General features: G+C 68.0%; 12 protein-coding genes. 3 read left to right on the forward strand and 9 right to left on the reverse strand.

Translation table 11 applies throughout. From position 1 onward, the window contains the following. The first annotated feature begins 374 nt into the window (after positions 1-374). Positions 375-1,082 (forward strand): protocatechuate 3,4-dioxygenase subunit beta, encoded by a 708-nt coding sequence (gene pcaH / locus BSE24067_RS16835; RefSeq protein ID WP_151063394.1) that lies wholly within the window; start codon positions 375-377, stop codon positions 1,080-1,082. A gap of 3 nt (positions 1,083-1,085) precedes the next feature. Then, complete coding sequence (gene pcaG / locus BSE24067_RS16840; RefSeq protein WP_151063395.1) at positions 1,086-1,679, forward strand: protocatechuate 3,4-dioxygenase subunit alpha; 594 nt, start codon at positions 1,086-1,088, stop codon at positions 1,677-1,679. 483 nt (positions 1,680-2,162) lie between these two features. On the opposite strand, the gene BSE24067_RS16845 is transcribed toward pcaG, so the two are convergent. The 9 genes from BSE24067_RS16845 to BSE24067_RS16885 all read right to left on the reverse strand — a co-directional run bounded on the left by BSE24067_RS16845 (position 2,163) and on the right by BSE24067_RS16885 (position 12,500). Continuing rightward, positions 2,163-2,942, reverse strand: a complete 780-nt coding sequence (locus BSE24067_RS16845; RefSeq protein WP_151063396.1) for an AraC family transcriptional regulator — start codon at positions 2,940-2,942, stop codon at positions 2,163-2,165. 148 nt (positions 2,943-3,090) lie between these two features. Further along, positions 3,091-3,918, reverse strand: coding sequence for a M55 family metallopeptidase (locus tag BSE24067_RS16850; protein WP_151063397.1), 828 nt, complete (start codon positions 3,916-3,918; stop codon positions 3,091-3,093). Further along, entirely contained in the window at positions 3,915-5,033 is a 1,119-nt protein-coding gene (locus BSE24067_RS16855) for a DmpA family aminopeptidase (RefSeq protein WP_151063398.1), read from the reverse strand. The genes BSE24067_RS16850 and BSE24067_RS16855 overlap by 4 nt, the downstream gene beginning before the upstream one ends. Next, entirely contained in the window at positions 5,033-5,926 is an 894-nt protein-coding gene (gene gsiD, locus BSE24067_RS16860) for a glutathione ABC transporter permease GsiD (RefSeq protein ID WP_151063399.1), read from the reverse strand. The genes BSE24067_RS16855 and gsiD overlap by 1 nt, the downstream gene beginning before the upstream one ends. Positions 5,927-5,934: 8 nt before the next feature. Then, positions 5,935-6,855, reverse strand: a complete 921-nt coding sequence (gene gsiC, locus BSE24067_RS16865; RefSeq protein WP_151063400.1) for a glutathione ABC transporter permease GsiC — start codon at positions 6,853-6,855, stop codon at positions 5,935-5,937. 67 nt (positions 6,856-6,922) lie between these two features. After that, entirely contained in the window at positions 6,923-8,485 is a 1,563-nt protein-coding gene (gsiB, locus tag BSE24067_RS16870) for a glutathione ABC transporter substrate-binding protein GsiB (protein ID WP_151063401.1), read from the reverse strand. Between the two features lie 137 nt (positions 8,486-8,622). Next, positions 8,623-10,539: a dipeptide ABC transporter ATP-binding protein gene (locus tag BSE24067_RS16875; protein WP_151063402.1), complete on the reverse strand. Its 1,917-nt coding sequence runs from the start codon at positions 10,537-10,539 to the stop codon at positions 8,623-8,625. A gap of 27 nt (positions 10,540-10,566) precedes the next feature. Further along, positions 10,567-11,553 carry an isoaspartyl peptidase/L-asparaginase family protein gene (locus BSE24067_RS16880; RefSeq protein ID WP_151063403.1) on the reverse strand — a complete coding sequence of 329 codons (987 nt, stop codon included), beginning with the start codon at positions 11,551-11,553 and terminating at the stop codon, positions 10,567-10,569. After that, positions 11,550-12,500 carry a MurR/RpiR family transcriptional regulator gene (locus BSE24067_RS16885; RefSeq protein WP_151063404.1) on the reverse strand — a complete coding sequence of 317 codons (951 nt, stop codon included), beginning with the start codon at positions 12,498-12,500 and terminating at the stop codon, positions 11,550-11,552. The genes BSE24067_RS16880 and BSE24067_RS16885 overlap by 4 nt, the downstream gene beginning before the upstream one ends. A gap of 431 nt (positions 12,501-12,931) precedes the next feature. Here BSE24067_RS16885 and BSE24067_RS16890 point away from each other — a divergent pair, with 431 nt between their 5' ends. Continuing rightward, positions 12,932-14,203, forward strand: a complete 1,272-nt coding sequence (locus BSE24067_RS16890; RefSeq protein WP_151063405.1) for an MFS transporter — start codon at positions 12,932-12,934, stop codon at positions 14,201-14,203. Positions 14,204-14,211 lie beyond the last annotated feature (8 nt).

Below are 14,211 nucleotides of genomic sequence, written 5' to 3' on the forward strand. Positions count from 1 at the left end.
AAGCGATCGATGGGGGCTGGATCGGTCATGGCGCCGCGGTGCGTGGAATCCGGACCGCTCGCCGATCCGTTCGCGATCGGCACGATGAACAAACATCACGGGCACGCGGGACAGGGCCGGCCCGTGACGACGGGAACATACGGGAAAGCACCGACGGGCGGGCCGGTCCGCCGTGCACCGAGCCGCCGCCGAAGACGCGCAGCCCGATCGCTTCTGCCGGGCCGGACCGGCCGTGCGTCCGGCGAATGTCCATCGGCGCCGGCAAACATAACGACCAGTTATGCGATTCACGAAAAAAGGTCATTTTGCATAACTTTCCGGAAAGGCTAAAGTCCTGCCATCCACTTCGCGAAATACCTATCAGGAGACGCCCGATGGATTCCCCCACGATCCTCACGCCGCGCGACTGGCCGTCGCATCCCGCGTATATCCACCCCGAGTACCGTTCGTCCGTGAAGCGCGGCCCGACGCGCCCGCTGATCCCGCTGAAGGAAAAGCTGCGTGACCCGTACGCGCCCGTCTACGGCGCCGAAGATCTCGGCGCGCTCGACCACGACCTGACGAAGAACGCCGTGAAGAACGGCGAGCCGCTCGGCGAGCGCATCGTCGTCACGGGCCGCGTGCTCGACGAAGGCGGCAAGCCCGTACGCAACACGCTGGTCGAGGTGTGGCAGGCCAACGCGGCCGGCCGCTACGTGCACAAGGTCGACCAGCACGACGCGCCGCTCGACCCGAACTTCCTCGGCGCGGGCCGCTGCCTGACCGACGACGAAGGCCGGTACCGCTTCCTGACGATCAAGCCCGGCGCGTATCCATGGGGCAACCATCCGAACGCGTGGCGCCCGAATCACATTCACTTCTCGCTGTTCGGCGACTACTTCGGCTCGCGCCTCGTCACGCAGATGTACTTCCCCGGCGATCCGCTGCTCGCGTACGACCCGATCTTCCAGGGCACGCCGGAACAAGCGCGCGACCGGCTGATCTCGCGCTTCTCGATGGACATCACCGAAGAAGGCTATGCGCTCGGCTACGAATTCGACATCGTGCTGCGCGGCCGCGACGCCACCCCGATGGAGCGCTGAACCATGACGACGCTGAAGCAAACCCCTTCGCAGACGGTCGGCCCGTACTTCGCGTACGGCCTGTGCCCGCAGCAATACGACTACGACCTGAAGAGCCTGTTCACGCCGGCGATCGCGACGCCGGACGTCGACGGCGAGCACGTGCTGCTGGTCGGCCAGGTGTTCGACGGCGACGGCAACGTCGTCAGCGACGCGGTGCTCGAATTCACGCAGGTGGACGCCGCGGGCCGCTATCCCGCGTCGCGTGACGACATCGCGAAGTCCGGCTTCACGGGCTTCGCACGCGTCGGCACCGGCACCGATCCGCAGCAACGCTACGTCGTGCAGACGGTGAAGCCGGGCCGCATCTCCGCCGACGAAGCACCGCACATCAACGTGACCGTGATGATGCGCGGAATCCTCACCCACGCGTTCACCCGCGTGTATTTCGACGACGAAGCCGCGGCGAACGCGGCCGATCCGGTGCTGAACCTGGTACCGGCCGAACGCCGTGCGACGCTCGTCGCGAAGCGCGACGCGCAGCCGGGCCGGCCCGTCGTGTACCGCTTCGACATCCGCATGCAGGGACCGGAAGAAACCGTGTTCTTCGACGTGTGACGCGAGACGCGCGAGCCGGCTCAGGCCGGTGTGCGCTCCGAACTCGCCGCGCGATGCGATACCGGCAGGCATTGCATCGCGCGGCGCGTTTCGTTTCGGGGCGCCAACATTCGATGCTGTGTCGCAGCACGCGCGCGCACGACGACCGGCACCGATGATTCGGCCCTTGGAACCCCGCAATCGAACGCGCGATTCAAACGGATGCTGCGACTGCACATCGATGGTGCGCCGGGCGCGATATCGTTTGCGCGTTACGCGACGTATGATTCGTTATCTGCAATGCGTCAATCGCATTGAATCGTCTGAAGAAGCAATTTCGCTTCGATGAGCGCACGTCACACCGCGTGCCGATCGCGCATTTTCTGACCGAGTGCCTTTAAGCGCGTCTGACCGAAATCCGGCAGGCGCGTTTTTTTCGTCCGCCGCCGGCGCGCGGCGGTGCCCGTCCGTCGTCCGCCGCCACCCGCCGCAGGTTCGTTCCGGCTAGCGGCGAACCTCCAGATACCGGCTCGGCGTATCGCCGAGGATGCGGCGAAACGCGGACGTGAAGGCGCTCGCGCTCGCGTATCCAAGATCGCGCGCGACCCGCGTAACCGGCTGCCCGTCGCTCAGCCGCGTAATCGCCGCGAGCATGCACACCTGTTGGCGCCAGGCGGCGAAGCTCACGCCGGTCTGCGCGCGGAACAGCCGCGTGAACGTGCGACGGCTCACGCCCGCATCGGTTGCGACCTGGTCGAGATCGGCCGCGATCGACGGCGACGCGAACAGACGACGGCAGATCGTCGCGAGGCGCGCGTCGGTCGGCAGCGGCGCGTGCAGCGACAGCCGCGGCATCGTCGCGATTTCCGCGACCAGCAGCGCCATCAGCTTGCCGGCGCGGCCGTCGACGTCGTACATCGCAGGCAGGTCAACCGCATCGTCGATCAATTGCCGCAGCAGCGGCGACACGCCGTACACGCCGCACTGGTCGGGCAGCCCGGCCGCGCGGGCCGCATCGTCGTCCACGAACGCGCTGAACAGCGTAACCGGGCCGGTCGTCGTCGCTTCGTGCCGCACGCCGGCCGGCACCCAGCACGCGCGCTGCGGCGGCACCAGCCAGCGGCCATGCGGCGTCGACACGCTGAGCGTGCCGCGCGATGCGAACGCGAATTGCCCGCGCCGGTGCGCGCGCTCCGGAAACGTCGTGCCGGCCGCGTAGTCGTTGGCGGTCACGACGACGCTACGCGGAATGTGTTCGTACGGATCTAGCAGCGTATTTCTCAAGGCCCGAATTCCATCATGAATATCCGATATCGAAGGCGGATCACCTTCGACCGGTCCACGAACCGCTCCGCGCTTGCGCGACCGGACGGCCGCGCGACCCGACGGCCGAATCGGCCGGATAGCGACTTCATCGGAGCGAAAACCCGCACTACCGCAACATGAACGACATCGCCGACAGGCTGTTCAGCGTACGCACGACGTGCTCGACCGACGGCCCGTCGAAGCGCAACGTCACCGCATCGACACGCTCCAGCGACGGCAGCATGCAGAACAGATCGGCGAGCGCGGCCGTCTGCACGCGCAGCGTGCACGCAGCCGGCGCGGGTCGATGCGCGCCCGCGCGCCAGCCGCACGACAGCGCATGCGCGACCGTTTCCCGTGCGGCGGTGGCGATGCGCGCGCAGGACGCAGACGGCGTGAGCGTCTCGCCGCTCGTTGCGCCGCCGGCCGTCTTCACCGTTTCGAAATGCGCGTCCGGGAACAGCGGCCGCGTTTCGTGCGCGAACACGTCGTCGCCCGACGCGAGCGCGACGTGCGCGCCGTATTCGCGAGCCAGCGCGCCATACAGCCCCGCTTCGCCGAGCTCGACGCCGTTCAGCCATACCTGCGTGAACGCGAAGCTGTTGATGGTGTGCGCGAGCACGCCGCGCGCCTGCGATTTCGCGTGGAAACCGATCATGAACACGAGGTCGGGCCGTTGTTCGAGGCCGGCCATCATCCCGAGCGTGCGCGGCTTGCCGAGCACGACGCGTGCACGCGCATCGATCCCGTCGGGCAGCAGGTTGCGATACCCGCCGTGCGAATCGTTGACCCAGACCGCCTGCGCGCCGCCCGCGAACGCGCCTTCGATCGCCGCGTTCGCCTCCGCGGTCATCCAGCGGCGCGCACGCTCGTATTCGGGATTGCCGGCACGTGTCTGCTCGACGGCGAACACGCCGGCGACGCCTTCGATGTCGGTCGAGATCAGGATCTTCATGACGGATTGAGACGTCCTTCGTCGTCGTTGTTGAACAGATGGGCGAGATCGGGCGCCGCGTCGCGCAGCGATTGCCGCACGTGGCCGTCGCGGCCGGCCACGGTCACGGCCTGCAGCAGCGCGTCGGCAATCGCGTGCTCGACGCTCTCGGCCGCGGCCATGAACAGCGGATCGAGCGCCGCGTCGGCAACCAGCGCCGGCAGCGCGACGGTCGACGCATCGTGCGCGATCGTGTACGCGGTGGAAAACGCGAGCGCGATGTCGCCGCTGCCGTGCCCGTAGACCGAACCGGTACGCGCGAGCCCCGCGCCCGCGCGGCGGGCGAGCCGCGACAACTGCCGCGCGTCGAGCGGCGCATCGGTCGCGAGCAGCAGGATGATCGAGCCTTGCTCGGGCGGCGCTGCCTGTGCTTCCTGCCTTTGCTGCGTTTGCTGCGTTTGCTGCGCGCCTGCGGCAGCCCGCCGCTGCACGACGATGCGCCCGACCGGCACGCCTGCGAGCGTCAGCATCGGCAGCCGGCCGAAATTCGCGAGCACGAGCGCGCCGACCGTATAAGGCCTTCCGGCCGCGACGGCCACGCGCGATGCGGAGCCAATCCCGCCCTTCAGGTCGAAGCACGACATCCCGCGCCCGGCGCCGACCGCACCGCGAGCGAAATCGCGCGACGCGGCGCGGCAAGCTTCGTCGTAATGCGCGGCCGTCACCGCGAACGCCTGGATGTCGTTCAGATAGCCGTCGTTGCACTCGAACACGAGCGGATTGACGGTCGGCCAGTCGCGGCCGATCTGCGGATTCGCGGCGAGCGCCGCGCGGATCTGCGCGTCGGCGACCGCGCCGACGCCGAACGTGTTGGTCAGCGCGATCGGCGTATCGAGCGTGCCGAGCTCGTCGACCTGCACGAGCCCGACGCTCTTGCCGAAGCCGTTGATCACCGCCGCGCCGGCCGGCGCCTTGCTGCGGTACGGGTCGCCCGCGTGCGGCTTCACGACCGTGACGCCGGTCTGCACGCCGCCGGCGTCGAGCGTCGCGTGACCGACCGTCACGCCCGGCACGTCGGCGATCGTGCCGCGCGGCCCGGACGGCAGCGTCTCGCTCCACATCGCGACCGTGCGCATCAGCGGCGCTCCAGCTTCGGATCGAGCGCGTCGCGCAGGCCGTCGCCGAGCAGGTTGAACGCGAGCACGGTCAGGAAAATCGCGAGGCTCGGGAAGATCGCGACGTGCGGCGCCGTCACCATGTCCGCGCGCGCCTCGTTGAGCATCGCGCCCCACTCCGGCGTCGGCGGCTGCGCGCCGAGGCCGAGGAACGACAGGCTCGCGGCCGTGATGATCGACGTGCCGATCCGCATCGTGAAGTACACGACGACCGACGACACCGTGCCCGGCAGGATGTGCCGCATGATGATCGTCCAGTCCGACGCGCCGATGCTGCGCGCGGCTTCCACGTACGTCATGTGCTTGAGCATCAGCGTGTTGCCGCGCACGAGCCGCGCGAACGCCGGGATGCTGAAGATCGCGACCGCGCAGATCACGTTGATCATCCCGTTGCCGAGGATCGCGACCACGCCGATCGCGAGCAGGATCCCCGGAAACGCGAACAGCACGTCGGCGACGCGCATCGTGATGCGGTCCCACCAGCCTTCGTAGTAGCCGGCGAGCAGCCCGAAGAACGTGCCGACGAGCGCGCCGAGCGCGACCGAGAAAAAGCCGGCCGCGAGCGAGATCCGCGTGCCGGTGACGATCCGGCTGAAGATATCGCGGCCGAGCGAGTCGACGCCGAACCAGTGCGCGGCCGACGGCCCCGCGTTCAGCGCGTCGTAGTCGAAATAGTTTTCCGGATCGAACGGCACGATGTGCGGGCCGACGAACGCAAGCACGACGAGTGCGAGCACGAAGCCGCCGGCGGCCAGCGCGACGGTCTGCTTGCGGAACTTGCGCCAGAATTCGCGCCACGGCGTGCGGATCGCACTCGATGCGGCCGGCGCCGCGGGCTGGACAGTCGCGTTCATGCGTCGCCTCACTTGAACCGGATGGTCGGGTTGATGACCGCGTACAGCACGTCGACGGTCAGGTTGATCAGGATGAACTCGAGCGAGAACAGCAGCACGATCGCCTGGATCACCGGGTAGTCGCGCATCGTCACCGCGTCGACCAGCAGGCGTCCGAGCCCCGGCCAGTTGAACACGGCCTCGACGACGATCGAGCCGCCGAGCAGGAAGCCGAACTGCAGCCCCATCATCGTGACGACCGGAATCATCGCGTTGCGCAGGCAGTGCTTGAGCACGACCATCGGCTCGTGCACGCCCTTCGCGCGCGCGGTGCGCACGAAGTCCTCGTTCAGCACCTCGACGAACGACGCGCGCGTGAAGCGCGCCATCACGGCCGCGACCGCGGCGCCGAGCGTCAGCGACGGCAACACGTAGCTCTTCCACGTGCCGTCCGGCACGACCGGCAGCCAGCCGAGCTTCACCGAGAAGATCTCCATCAGCAGCATGCCGAGCGCGAAGGCCGGAAACGAGATGCCCGACACCGCGATCGTCATCCCGACGCGGTCGGGCCAGCGGTTGCGCCACACCGCCGACGCGATCCCGATCGCCATCCCGAACGCCGTCGCCCATACCATGCTGACGAGCGTGAGCAGCAGCGTCGGCATGAAGCGCTCGCCGATCTCGGTCGACACCGGCCGCTTGCTGCGCGTCGACGTGCCGAAATCGCCGTGCGCGATCTTCACGAAGAAGTTCGCGAACTGCGCGGGCAGCGGCCGGTCGAGCCCGAGATCGGCGCGGATGAGCGCGACCGTCGCGTCGTCGGCTTCGGGACCGGCCGCGAGCCGCGCCGGATCGCCCGGCAGCAGGTGCACGAACAGGAACACCAGCACCGCGACGATCGCGAGCGTGGGCAGCAGGCCGAACAGGCGTTTGACGAGAAAATTCAGCATGGAGCACCGATCGAATCAGCGCGCCGGCAGCTTGCGCCGCCGGCGCCGCACAGCGGGCGAACCGCCGTCATTTCACCGAGATTTCGTCGAAGTTGAACGAGCCGTCCGGCATCACGTACATGCCGTGCAGGCGCTTGTTGCGCGCATACACGATCTTCTCCTGCACGAGGAAGATCCACGGCGCATCGGCCCACACCTGCTTCTGCGCGTCGGCGTACAGCGACGCCTTCTTCGCCTGGTCGGTGGTCTCCAGCGCCTTCGCGAGATCGTCGTCGACGGCGGTGTTCTTGTAGTACGCGGTGTTGTAGAGCTTCGGCGGCGCCGACGTCGACGCGAGCAGCGGCGACAGCGCCCAGTTCGCCTCGCCGGTCGACGCCGACCAGCCGCTGTAGTACATCCGCACCGGAGCGGACGCCGGATCCTGCGCGCTCTCGACCTTCGCGACCCGCTCGCCGGCCTCGAGTGCCTGCACCTGCACCTTCACGCCGACCTGCGCGAGCTGCTGCTGCACGAACTGGATCAGCTTCTGCGCCGTCGAATGGTTGTACGCGGACCACAGCGTCGATTCGAAGCCGTTCGGATAGCCGGCCTCCTTCAGCAGCGCGCGCGCCTTCGCCGGATCGTACGGCCACGGCCCGAGCTTCGTCGCGTATTCGACGCCGACCGGCGCGACGCCCGTTTGCGGCGTCGCATAGCCGGCGAACACGACCTTCGCGAGCGCTTCCTTGTTGACCGCGTAGTTCAGCGCTTCGCGCACCTTCGGATTGTCGAACGGCTTCTTCTGCGTGTTCAGCGAGATGTAGCGCTGGATGATCGACGGCCGCTCGATCAGCTCGACCTTCGGATTGGTCTTCAGGTCCGCGGCCTGCTCGAACGGAATCGTGAACGCGAAATCCGCCTCGCCGGTCTTCAGCAGCGCAGCGCGCGTGTTGTTGTCGACCACCGGCTTCCAGTCGATCGAATCGACCTTCGGATAGCCTTTCTTCCAGTAGCCGGCGAACTTCTTCACCTTCATGTCGTCGGTCTGCTTCCATTCGACGAACTCGAACGGGCCCGTGCCGACAGGATGCAGCGACACGTCGCGCCCCCACTTCTTCAGCGCGGCCGGCGAGATCATCACCGCCGACGGGTGCGCGAGCGTGTTGATGAACGCGGAGAACGGCTCGCGCAGCGTGAAGCGCACCGTCAGCGGATCGACCACCTCGGTCTTCTCGATCACGCGGAACAGCCCGTAACGCTTCAGCTTGTTCGCCGGATCCGTCACGCGGTCGAAGTTCGCCTTCACCGCGGCGGCGTTGAAGTCGGTACCGTCGTGGAACTTCACGCCCGAGCGCAGCTTGACCGTGTACGTCTTCGCGTCGGGGCTCGCTTCGTAGCCCGTCGCGAGCACGTTGACGAGCTTCATGTCCTTGTCGAAACCGAACAATCCTTCGTAGAACGACTTGACGACGGCCTGCGACACCGTGTCGTTCGCGTCGTACGGGTCCATCGTCGTGAACGTCGAGTACACCGCGACCACCACGTTCTGCTGCGCGAACGCCGGCAGCGCGGCCGTCAGCGCGAACGCGCCGGCAAGCGCGACGAAGGTCGCGCGCGGACGAAACATCGGGAACGAATGCGGCTTGTTCATGTTGCTGGGCTCCTGTAGGTGGATCGGTGACGCCTCGCGGGCGTTTCGGTTTCGACTTCCTGCTGCGTTGCGCGCATCGTGCGCGCGCTCGTCGGGGCGTGGCGCGAAGCGACCGGCCCGCGGCATTTCACTTCAACTCAATACGCGCCGCCGACGCGATGCGTCGCGACGAAATGATCGGGGCCGACCGCGACGAGCGGCGCAACCGTGGGTTCGTCCCCCACCGCGCGGATCGGGCTCGGAATCTCGTCGGCCGCGAGCTGGCGCGGCGCGTGCCGGCGCGCCGGGTCGGCCACCGGCACCGCGCTCATCAGCTTCTTCGTGTACGGATGCTGCGGCGCCTCGAACACCGCGCGGCGCGGGCCGATCTCGACGATCTGGCCCAGATACATCACCGCGACGCGATGGCTGATGCGCTCGACGACGGCCATGTCGTGCGAGATGAATAGATACGCGACGCCGAGCTCGCGCTGCAGGTCGAGCATCAGGTTGACGATCTGCGCCTGCACCGACACGTCGAGGGCGGACACCGATTCGTCGGCGATCACGACCTTCGGATTCAGCGCGAGCGCACGCGCGATCGCAATCCGCTGGCGCTGGCCGCCCGAGAATTCATGCGGATAGCGGCGCGCGGCCTCCGGCGGCAGCCCGACCTTGTCGAGCAGCCAGTCGACGCGCGCCTGCGCTTCGCGGCCGCTCGCGACACCGTGCACGAGCAGCGGCTCCATGATCGAGAAGCCGACGGTCAGCCGCGGGTTCAGCGACGCGAACGGATCCTGGAAGATGAACTGGATGTTCCGGCGCAGCGCCTGCAGGTCGTGGCCCTTCAGCGCGCTGATGTCGCGGCCGTCGAACTCGATCGAGCCGCTCTGCGATTCGACGAGGCGCAGCAGCGAGCGGCCGGTCGTCGACTTGCCGCAGCCCGACTCGCCGACGAGCGCGAGCGTCTCGCCCGCGCGCAGCTCGAAGCTCACGCGCTCGACCGCGTGCACGTACTGCGACACGCGGCCGAACACGCCGCTCTTCACCGGGAAGCGCGTGACGAGATCGCGCACGCGCAGGATCGGCGGCGCCGCGTGATCGACGTGCGGCCGGCTGTCGGCCGCAGCGCCGTGTGCGGCTGGTGCATCGTTCGCCGAAGGCGCCGCCGCGCTCGCGCCGTCCACCTTCAGCAGCGGGAATTTCTCGGGGACATCGGTGCCCTGCATCGAGCCGAGCCGCGGCACCGCCGCGAGCAGCGCGCGCGTGTAGCGATGCGCGGGCGTCGTGAAGATCCGCTCGGATTCGCCCTCCTCGACCTTCTCGCCGCGATACATCACGAGCACGCGATCGGCCACCTCGGCGACCACGCCCATGTCGTGCGTGATGAAGATCACGCCCATGTTCATTTCGTCCTGCAAGCCGCGAATCAGCTGCAGGATCTGCGCCTGGATCGTCACGTCGAGCGCGGTCGTCGGTTCGTCGGCGATCAGCAGCGCGGGCCGGCACGACAGCGCCATCGCGATCATCACGCGCTGCCGCATCCCGCCGGACAACTGGTGCGGATAGCGCGCGAACACGCGGCGGGCCTCCGGAATGCGCACGAGATCGAGCAGCCGCAACGCTTCCGCGCGCGCGTCGGCCGCGCTCTTCGACTGGTGCAGCGCGATCGCCTCGCTGATCTGGTCGCCGACCGTAAACACCGGGTTCAGCGACGTCATCGGTTCCTGGAAGATCATCGCGATGTCCGCGCCGCGGATGCCGCGCATCGTCGCCGCGCTCGCCTGCGCGAGGTCGACGATCGTGCCGCCGCGCCGCCGCAGCACGATCCGCCCGCTCGTGATCTCGCCGCCGCCGTGTTCGACGAGCCGCATCAGCGCGAGCGACGTGACCGACTTGCCGGAGCCCGATTCGCCGACGATCGCGAGCGTCTCGCCGCGATCGACGTGAAACGACACGTTGCGCACCGCGTCGAACGTCGCGTTTTCGCGGCGGAACATCACCGACAGGTCGTCGACGGCGACGACGCGCTGTTCCGGCAGCACCAGTGCGGACGTGTTTCGGCTCGAAGTCATGCGAAGCTCTCCTCGTGCGATCCGGAATCAGGCTGCATCGTCGCGGTAGATGCCGACCACCGGCGCCTCGCCGACGCGCGCGTAACCGCGATACATCCCTTCCGTGTTGAACGGCATCGCGACGTTGCCGTGCGCATCGACCGCGACGATGCCGCCGCGGCCGGCCAGGCGCGGCAGCTTGTTCATCACGACGTCGTGCGCGGCGTCGGCGAGCGATGCGCCGCGATACGCGATCTGCGCGGCCATGTCGTGCGCGGTCGCGAGCCGGATGAACATCTCGCCGGTGCCGGTCGCGGACACCGCGCAGGTCGCGTCGTCCGCGTAGCAGCCGGCGCCGATGATCGGCGAATCGCCGACGCGCCCCGGCTGCTTGTTCGTGATGCCGCCGGTCGACGTCGCCGCGGCGATATGCCCGTTCAGGTCGCACGCGACCGCACCGACCGTGCCGTGCTTGCGGTCCGGATCGAGCGGCTCGGGCGGCTGCGCGGCGCCGAACGCGAAGGTCGCCGCATCGTGATCGAGCATCGGGCCGGCCGCCGCGCGCGCCTTCATCCACTGCGCATGGCGCGCTTCGGTGTCGAAGTAGCCGGGCTCGACGAGTTCGAGCCCCTGCGCGGCCGCGAACGCGTCGGCGCCCGCACCGGCGAACAGCACGTGCTCGCTCGCCTCCATCACGCGCCGCGCGGCAAGTACCGGATTGCGCACACGGGTCGCGCAGCAGATCGCGCCGGCCGCGAGCGTCGCGCCGTCCATCACCGCCGCGTCGAGCTCGTGCTTGCCTTCGGCCGTATAGACGGCGCCGCGCCCGGCGTTGAACAGCGGGCAGTCCTCGAGCATCCGCACGGCGACGGTGACGGCGTCGAGCGCGCTGCCGCCGTCGGCGAGCACCTTCTGCGCGGCCCGCAGAATCGCAGTGAGCTCGGCGCGGTACTGGCGTTCGGTGTCGGAATCCATCGCCTCGCGCAGGATCGTGCCTGCGCCGCCATGAATCGCGACGATCGCGGATGAAGTCATGATTTTTTCGGCCCGGTGGAAGAAAGGTTGGCAGCCGGCAGCGCCGCTTGCGGCTGAACCAGCCACGGCAACAGGAATTCGGTCATTTCGGCGGCGGACTTCGCGGAGCGGTGCGTGCGCAGCGCGACCGCATCGATCAGCGCCTCGATCATCGTCAGCACGGCCGCTTCGGACGTGGCCGCAAACCGCCGCTCGGCTTTCACGTACAGGTTCAGCGACGCGACCGGCGCAAGCGGCGAGCCGGGGCCGTCCGAAATGCCGAGCACGCGCGCGCCGCGCGCCGCCGCCCGGCGCGCGAGTTCGATCGTGTCCTTCACGTAGCGCGGAAACGCGAGCGCGATCACGAGATCGCGCGCGTCGGCCGTATACAGCCGCCGCGCCGCATGCGACGGGCCGCCGAGCAGCGCCAGCGACTGCACGTTGTCGTGACACACCGACAAACCGTGCTCCATCAGCCCGGTCAGGAACGCGCTCGAACCGGCGCCGAGGATCAGCACGCGCCGCGCGCCGACGATTGCCTCGACGGCCGCTTCGACGTCGGCCGCGTCCAGCTGCGTGCGCGTGTTCTCGATGTTCGCGACGGCCTGATCGAACACCGCATCGATCCACGCGGCGCCGCGCACGCCGTGCTCCTGTTCCTGTTCCTGCGCGGACCGCAGCCGCTCGACCGGGCCGAGCGTCGCCTCGAACCCGCGCACCAGGGCCGCGCGCATCGCCGGATAGCCGTCGAAGCCGAGCGCTTTCGCGAAGCGGTTCGCGGTCGCGATCGATGCGTTGACCGCCTGCGCGAGCTCGTCGATCCGCATCGTCGCTGCGCGAAACGGATTCGCGAGCACGAACTCGCCCATCCGGCGATGGATCGGCGTCATGCGCGGCATGGCCGACGCAATGCGCTCCGCGATCGCGGCTTCATCCTGACTGGCATCGTGCGAAACGGCAGACGTCATGCGAATGGATTTGCAAGGTAGGTGAAAATGAATTTACACAATCCGCCGAGCGGAAAAAAATAAATTTTCATCAGGGTTGTCACGGCCCGGCCGTATTCGCGTGAGCCAGCCGGTCGAACCGGCCGCGCGGGCCCGTGTGCCGTCGGCCGGCATTGCACCGGCCAACCGTCTCCAGCTACGCCCTCGGGAAAACCCCAGGTGAGTTCGTTCGAATGCAAATTCGCGTTGACCTGATTCGAATTCGAACATAGGATGTTCGAAAATGGTCAGTCGTCAGATAACGTGTGCCGCCGATTGCCCTGGAATGTTCGATCGAACAACGTTATTCGGTGAATATCCGCGCGAATTGGCGACCATCAAAGTCTGACATCGTACAAACAAGACCGGGCAGGCCGCGTCCGCCCGCGACTTGCATGGATCAGGAGACGGCAGTGAAAACAGTCAAGGCGTTGCGCTGGTGGATCATCGTGCTGGTATGTCTGGGCACGATCCTCAACTACCTCGCACGAAATTCCCTCGCGGTCCTCGCACCGGAACTGAAGCAGGTATTCGCGATTTCGACGCAGCAGTATTCGTACATCGTCGGCGCGTTCCAGATCGGCTACACGCTCATGCAGCCGGTGTGCGGATTCGTCGTGGACCTGATCGGGCTGCGGCTCGGGTTCGCGCTGTTCGCGATGCTGTGGTCGGTGGTCGGCGTCGCGCACGGTTTCGCGTCGGGCTGGCTGTCGCTCGGCATCCTGCGCGGCTTGCTCGGGCTGTTCGAGGCTGCCGCGATTCCGTCGGGGATGAAGGCCGTCGCCGAATGGTTTCCCGATCGCGAGAAATCGGTTGCCGTCGGCTACTTCAATGCGGGCACGTCGCTCGGCGCCGCGATCGCGCCGCCGCTCGTCGTGTTCATCTCGATGCGGTTCGGCTGGCAAGCCGCGTTCATGGTCACCGGTGCGCTCGGCTTCATATGGGCCGCGCTGTGGTACACGCAGTACCGGTCGCCGGCCGATCATCCGCGCATCACGCCGCAGGAGCGCACGCTGATCCGCGACGGCCAGGCGACGATGCCGGCCGTGTCGGCGCGCCGGATTCGCGACGTCGTCACCGCGCGACGCTTCTGGGCGATCGCGCTGCCGCGCTTCTTCGCGGAACCCGCGTGGCAGACCTTCAGCTTCTGGATTCCGCTGTATCTCGCAACCGAACGCCACATGCCGCTCACGCAGATCGCCGTCTTCGCATGGATGCCGTTTCTCGCGGCGGACCTCGGCGGCATCGCGGGCGGCTACCTGTCGCCCTACCTCGCGAATCGCTTCAAGCTGCCGCTCGTGTGGTCGCGCGTCGCCGGCGTCGCGCTCGGCGCGGTGCTGATGCTCGGGCCGGCAATGATCGGGCTCGTGTCGTCGCCGTACACGGCCATCGCGCTGTTCTGCGTCGGCGGCTTCGCGCACCAGATGATCTCCGCGCTCGTCAACACGCTGTCCGCCGACGTGTTCGATCCCGAGGAAGTCGGCACCGCGAGCGGCTTCGCGGGGATGGCCGCGTGGATCGGCGGGCTCGGCTTCTCGCTGCTGGTCGGCGCACTCGCCGACAAGATCGGCTACGCGCCGCTGTTCGCGTGCCTCGGCCTGTTCGACATCGTCGGCGTCACGCTGCTCGCGGTGCTGATCCGCGGCCAGTCGAAGCAGGAACGCCTGCTCGCGCAGCACGCGTGACATCCGTC

The sequence above is a fragment of the Burkholderia latens genome (genome assembly GCF_902499045.1).
Taxonomy (GTDB): Bacteria; Pseudomonadota; Gammaproteobacteria; order Burkholderiales; family Burkholderiaceae; genus Burkholderia; species Burkholderia latens.

Coding starts and splice junctions, on each gene's coding strand:
- BSE24067_RS16885 (WP_151063404.1), bottom strand. CDS start 12,500: ATGACGTCTGCCGTTTCGCACGATGCCAGTCAGGATGAAGCCGCGATC.
- pcaH (WP_151063394.1), top strand. CDS start 375: ATGGATTCCCCCACGATCCTCACGCCGCGCGACTGGCCGTCGCATCCC.
- gsiD (WP_151063399.1), bottom strand. CDS start 5,926: ATGAACGCGACTGTCCAGCCCGCGGCGCCGGCCGCATCGAGTGCGATC.
- gsiC (WP_151063400.1), bottom strand. CDS start 6,855: ATGCTGAATTTTCTCGTCAAACGCCTGTTCGGCCTGCTGCCCACGCTC.
- pcaG (WP_151063395.1), top strand. CDS start 1,086: ATGACGACGCTGAAGCAAACCCCTTCGCAGACGGTCGGCCCGTACTTC.
- BSE24067_RS16850 (WP_151063397.1), bottom strand. CDS start 3,918: ATGAAGATCCTGATCTCGACCGACATCGAAGGCGTCGCCGGCGTGTTC.
- BSE24067_RS16875 (WP_151063402.1), bottom strand. CDS start 10,539: ATGACTTCGAGCCGAAACACGTCCGCACTGGTGCTGCCGGAACAGCGC.
- BSE24067_RS16855 (WP_151063398.1), bottom strand. CDS start 5,033: ATGCGCACGGTCGCGATGTGGAGCGAGACGCTGCCGTCCGGGCCGCGC.
- gsiB (WP_151063401.1), bottom strand. CDS start 8,485: ATGAACAAGCCGCATTCGTTCCCGATGTTTCGTCCGCGCGCGACCTTC.
- BSE24067_RS16880 (WP_151063403.1), bottom strand. CDS start 11,553: ATGACTTCATCCGCGATCGTCGCGATTCATGGCGGCGCAGGCACGATC.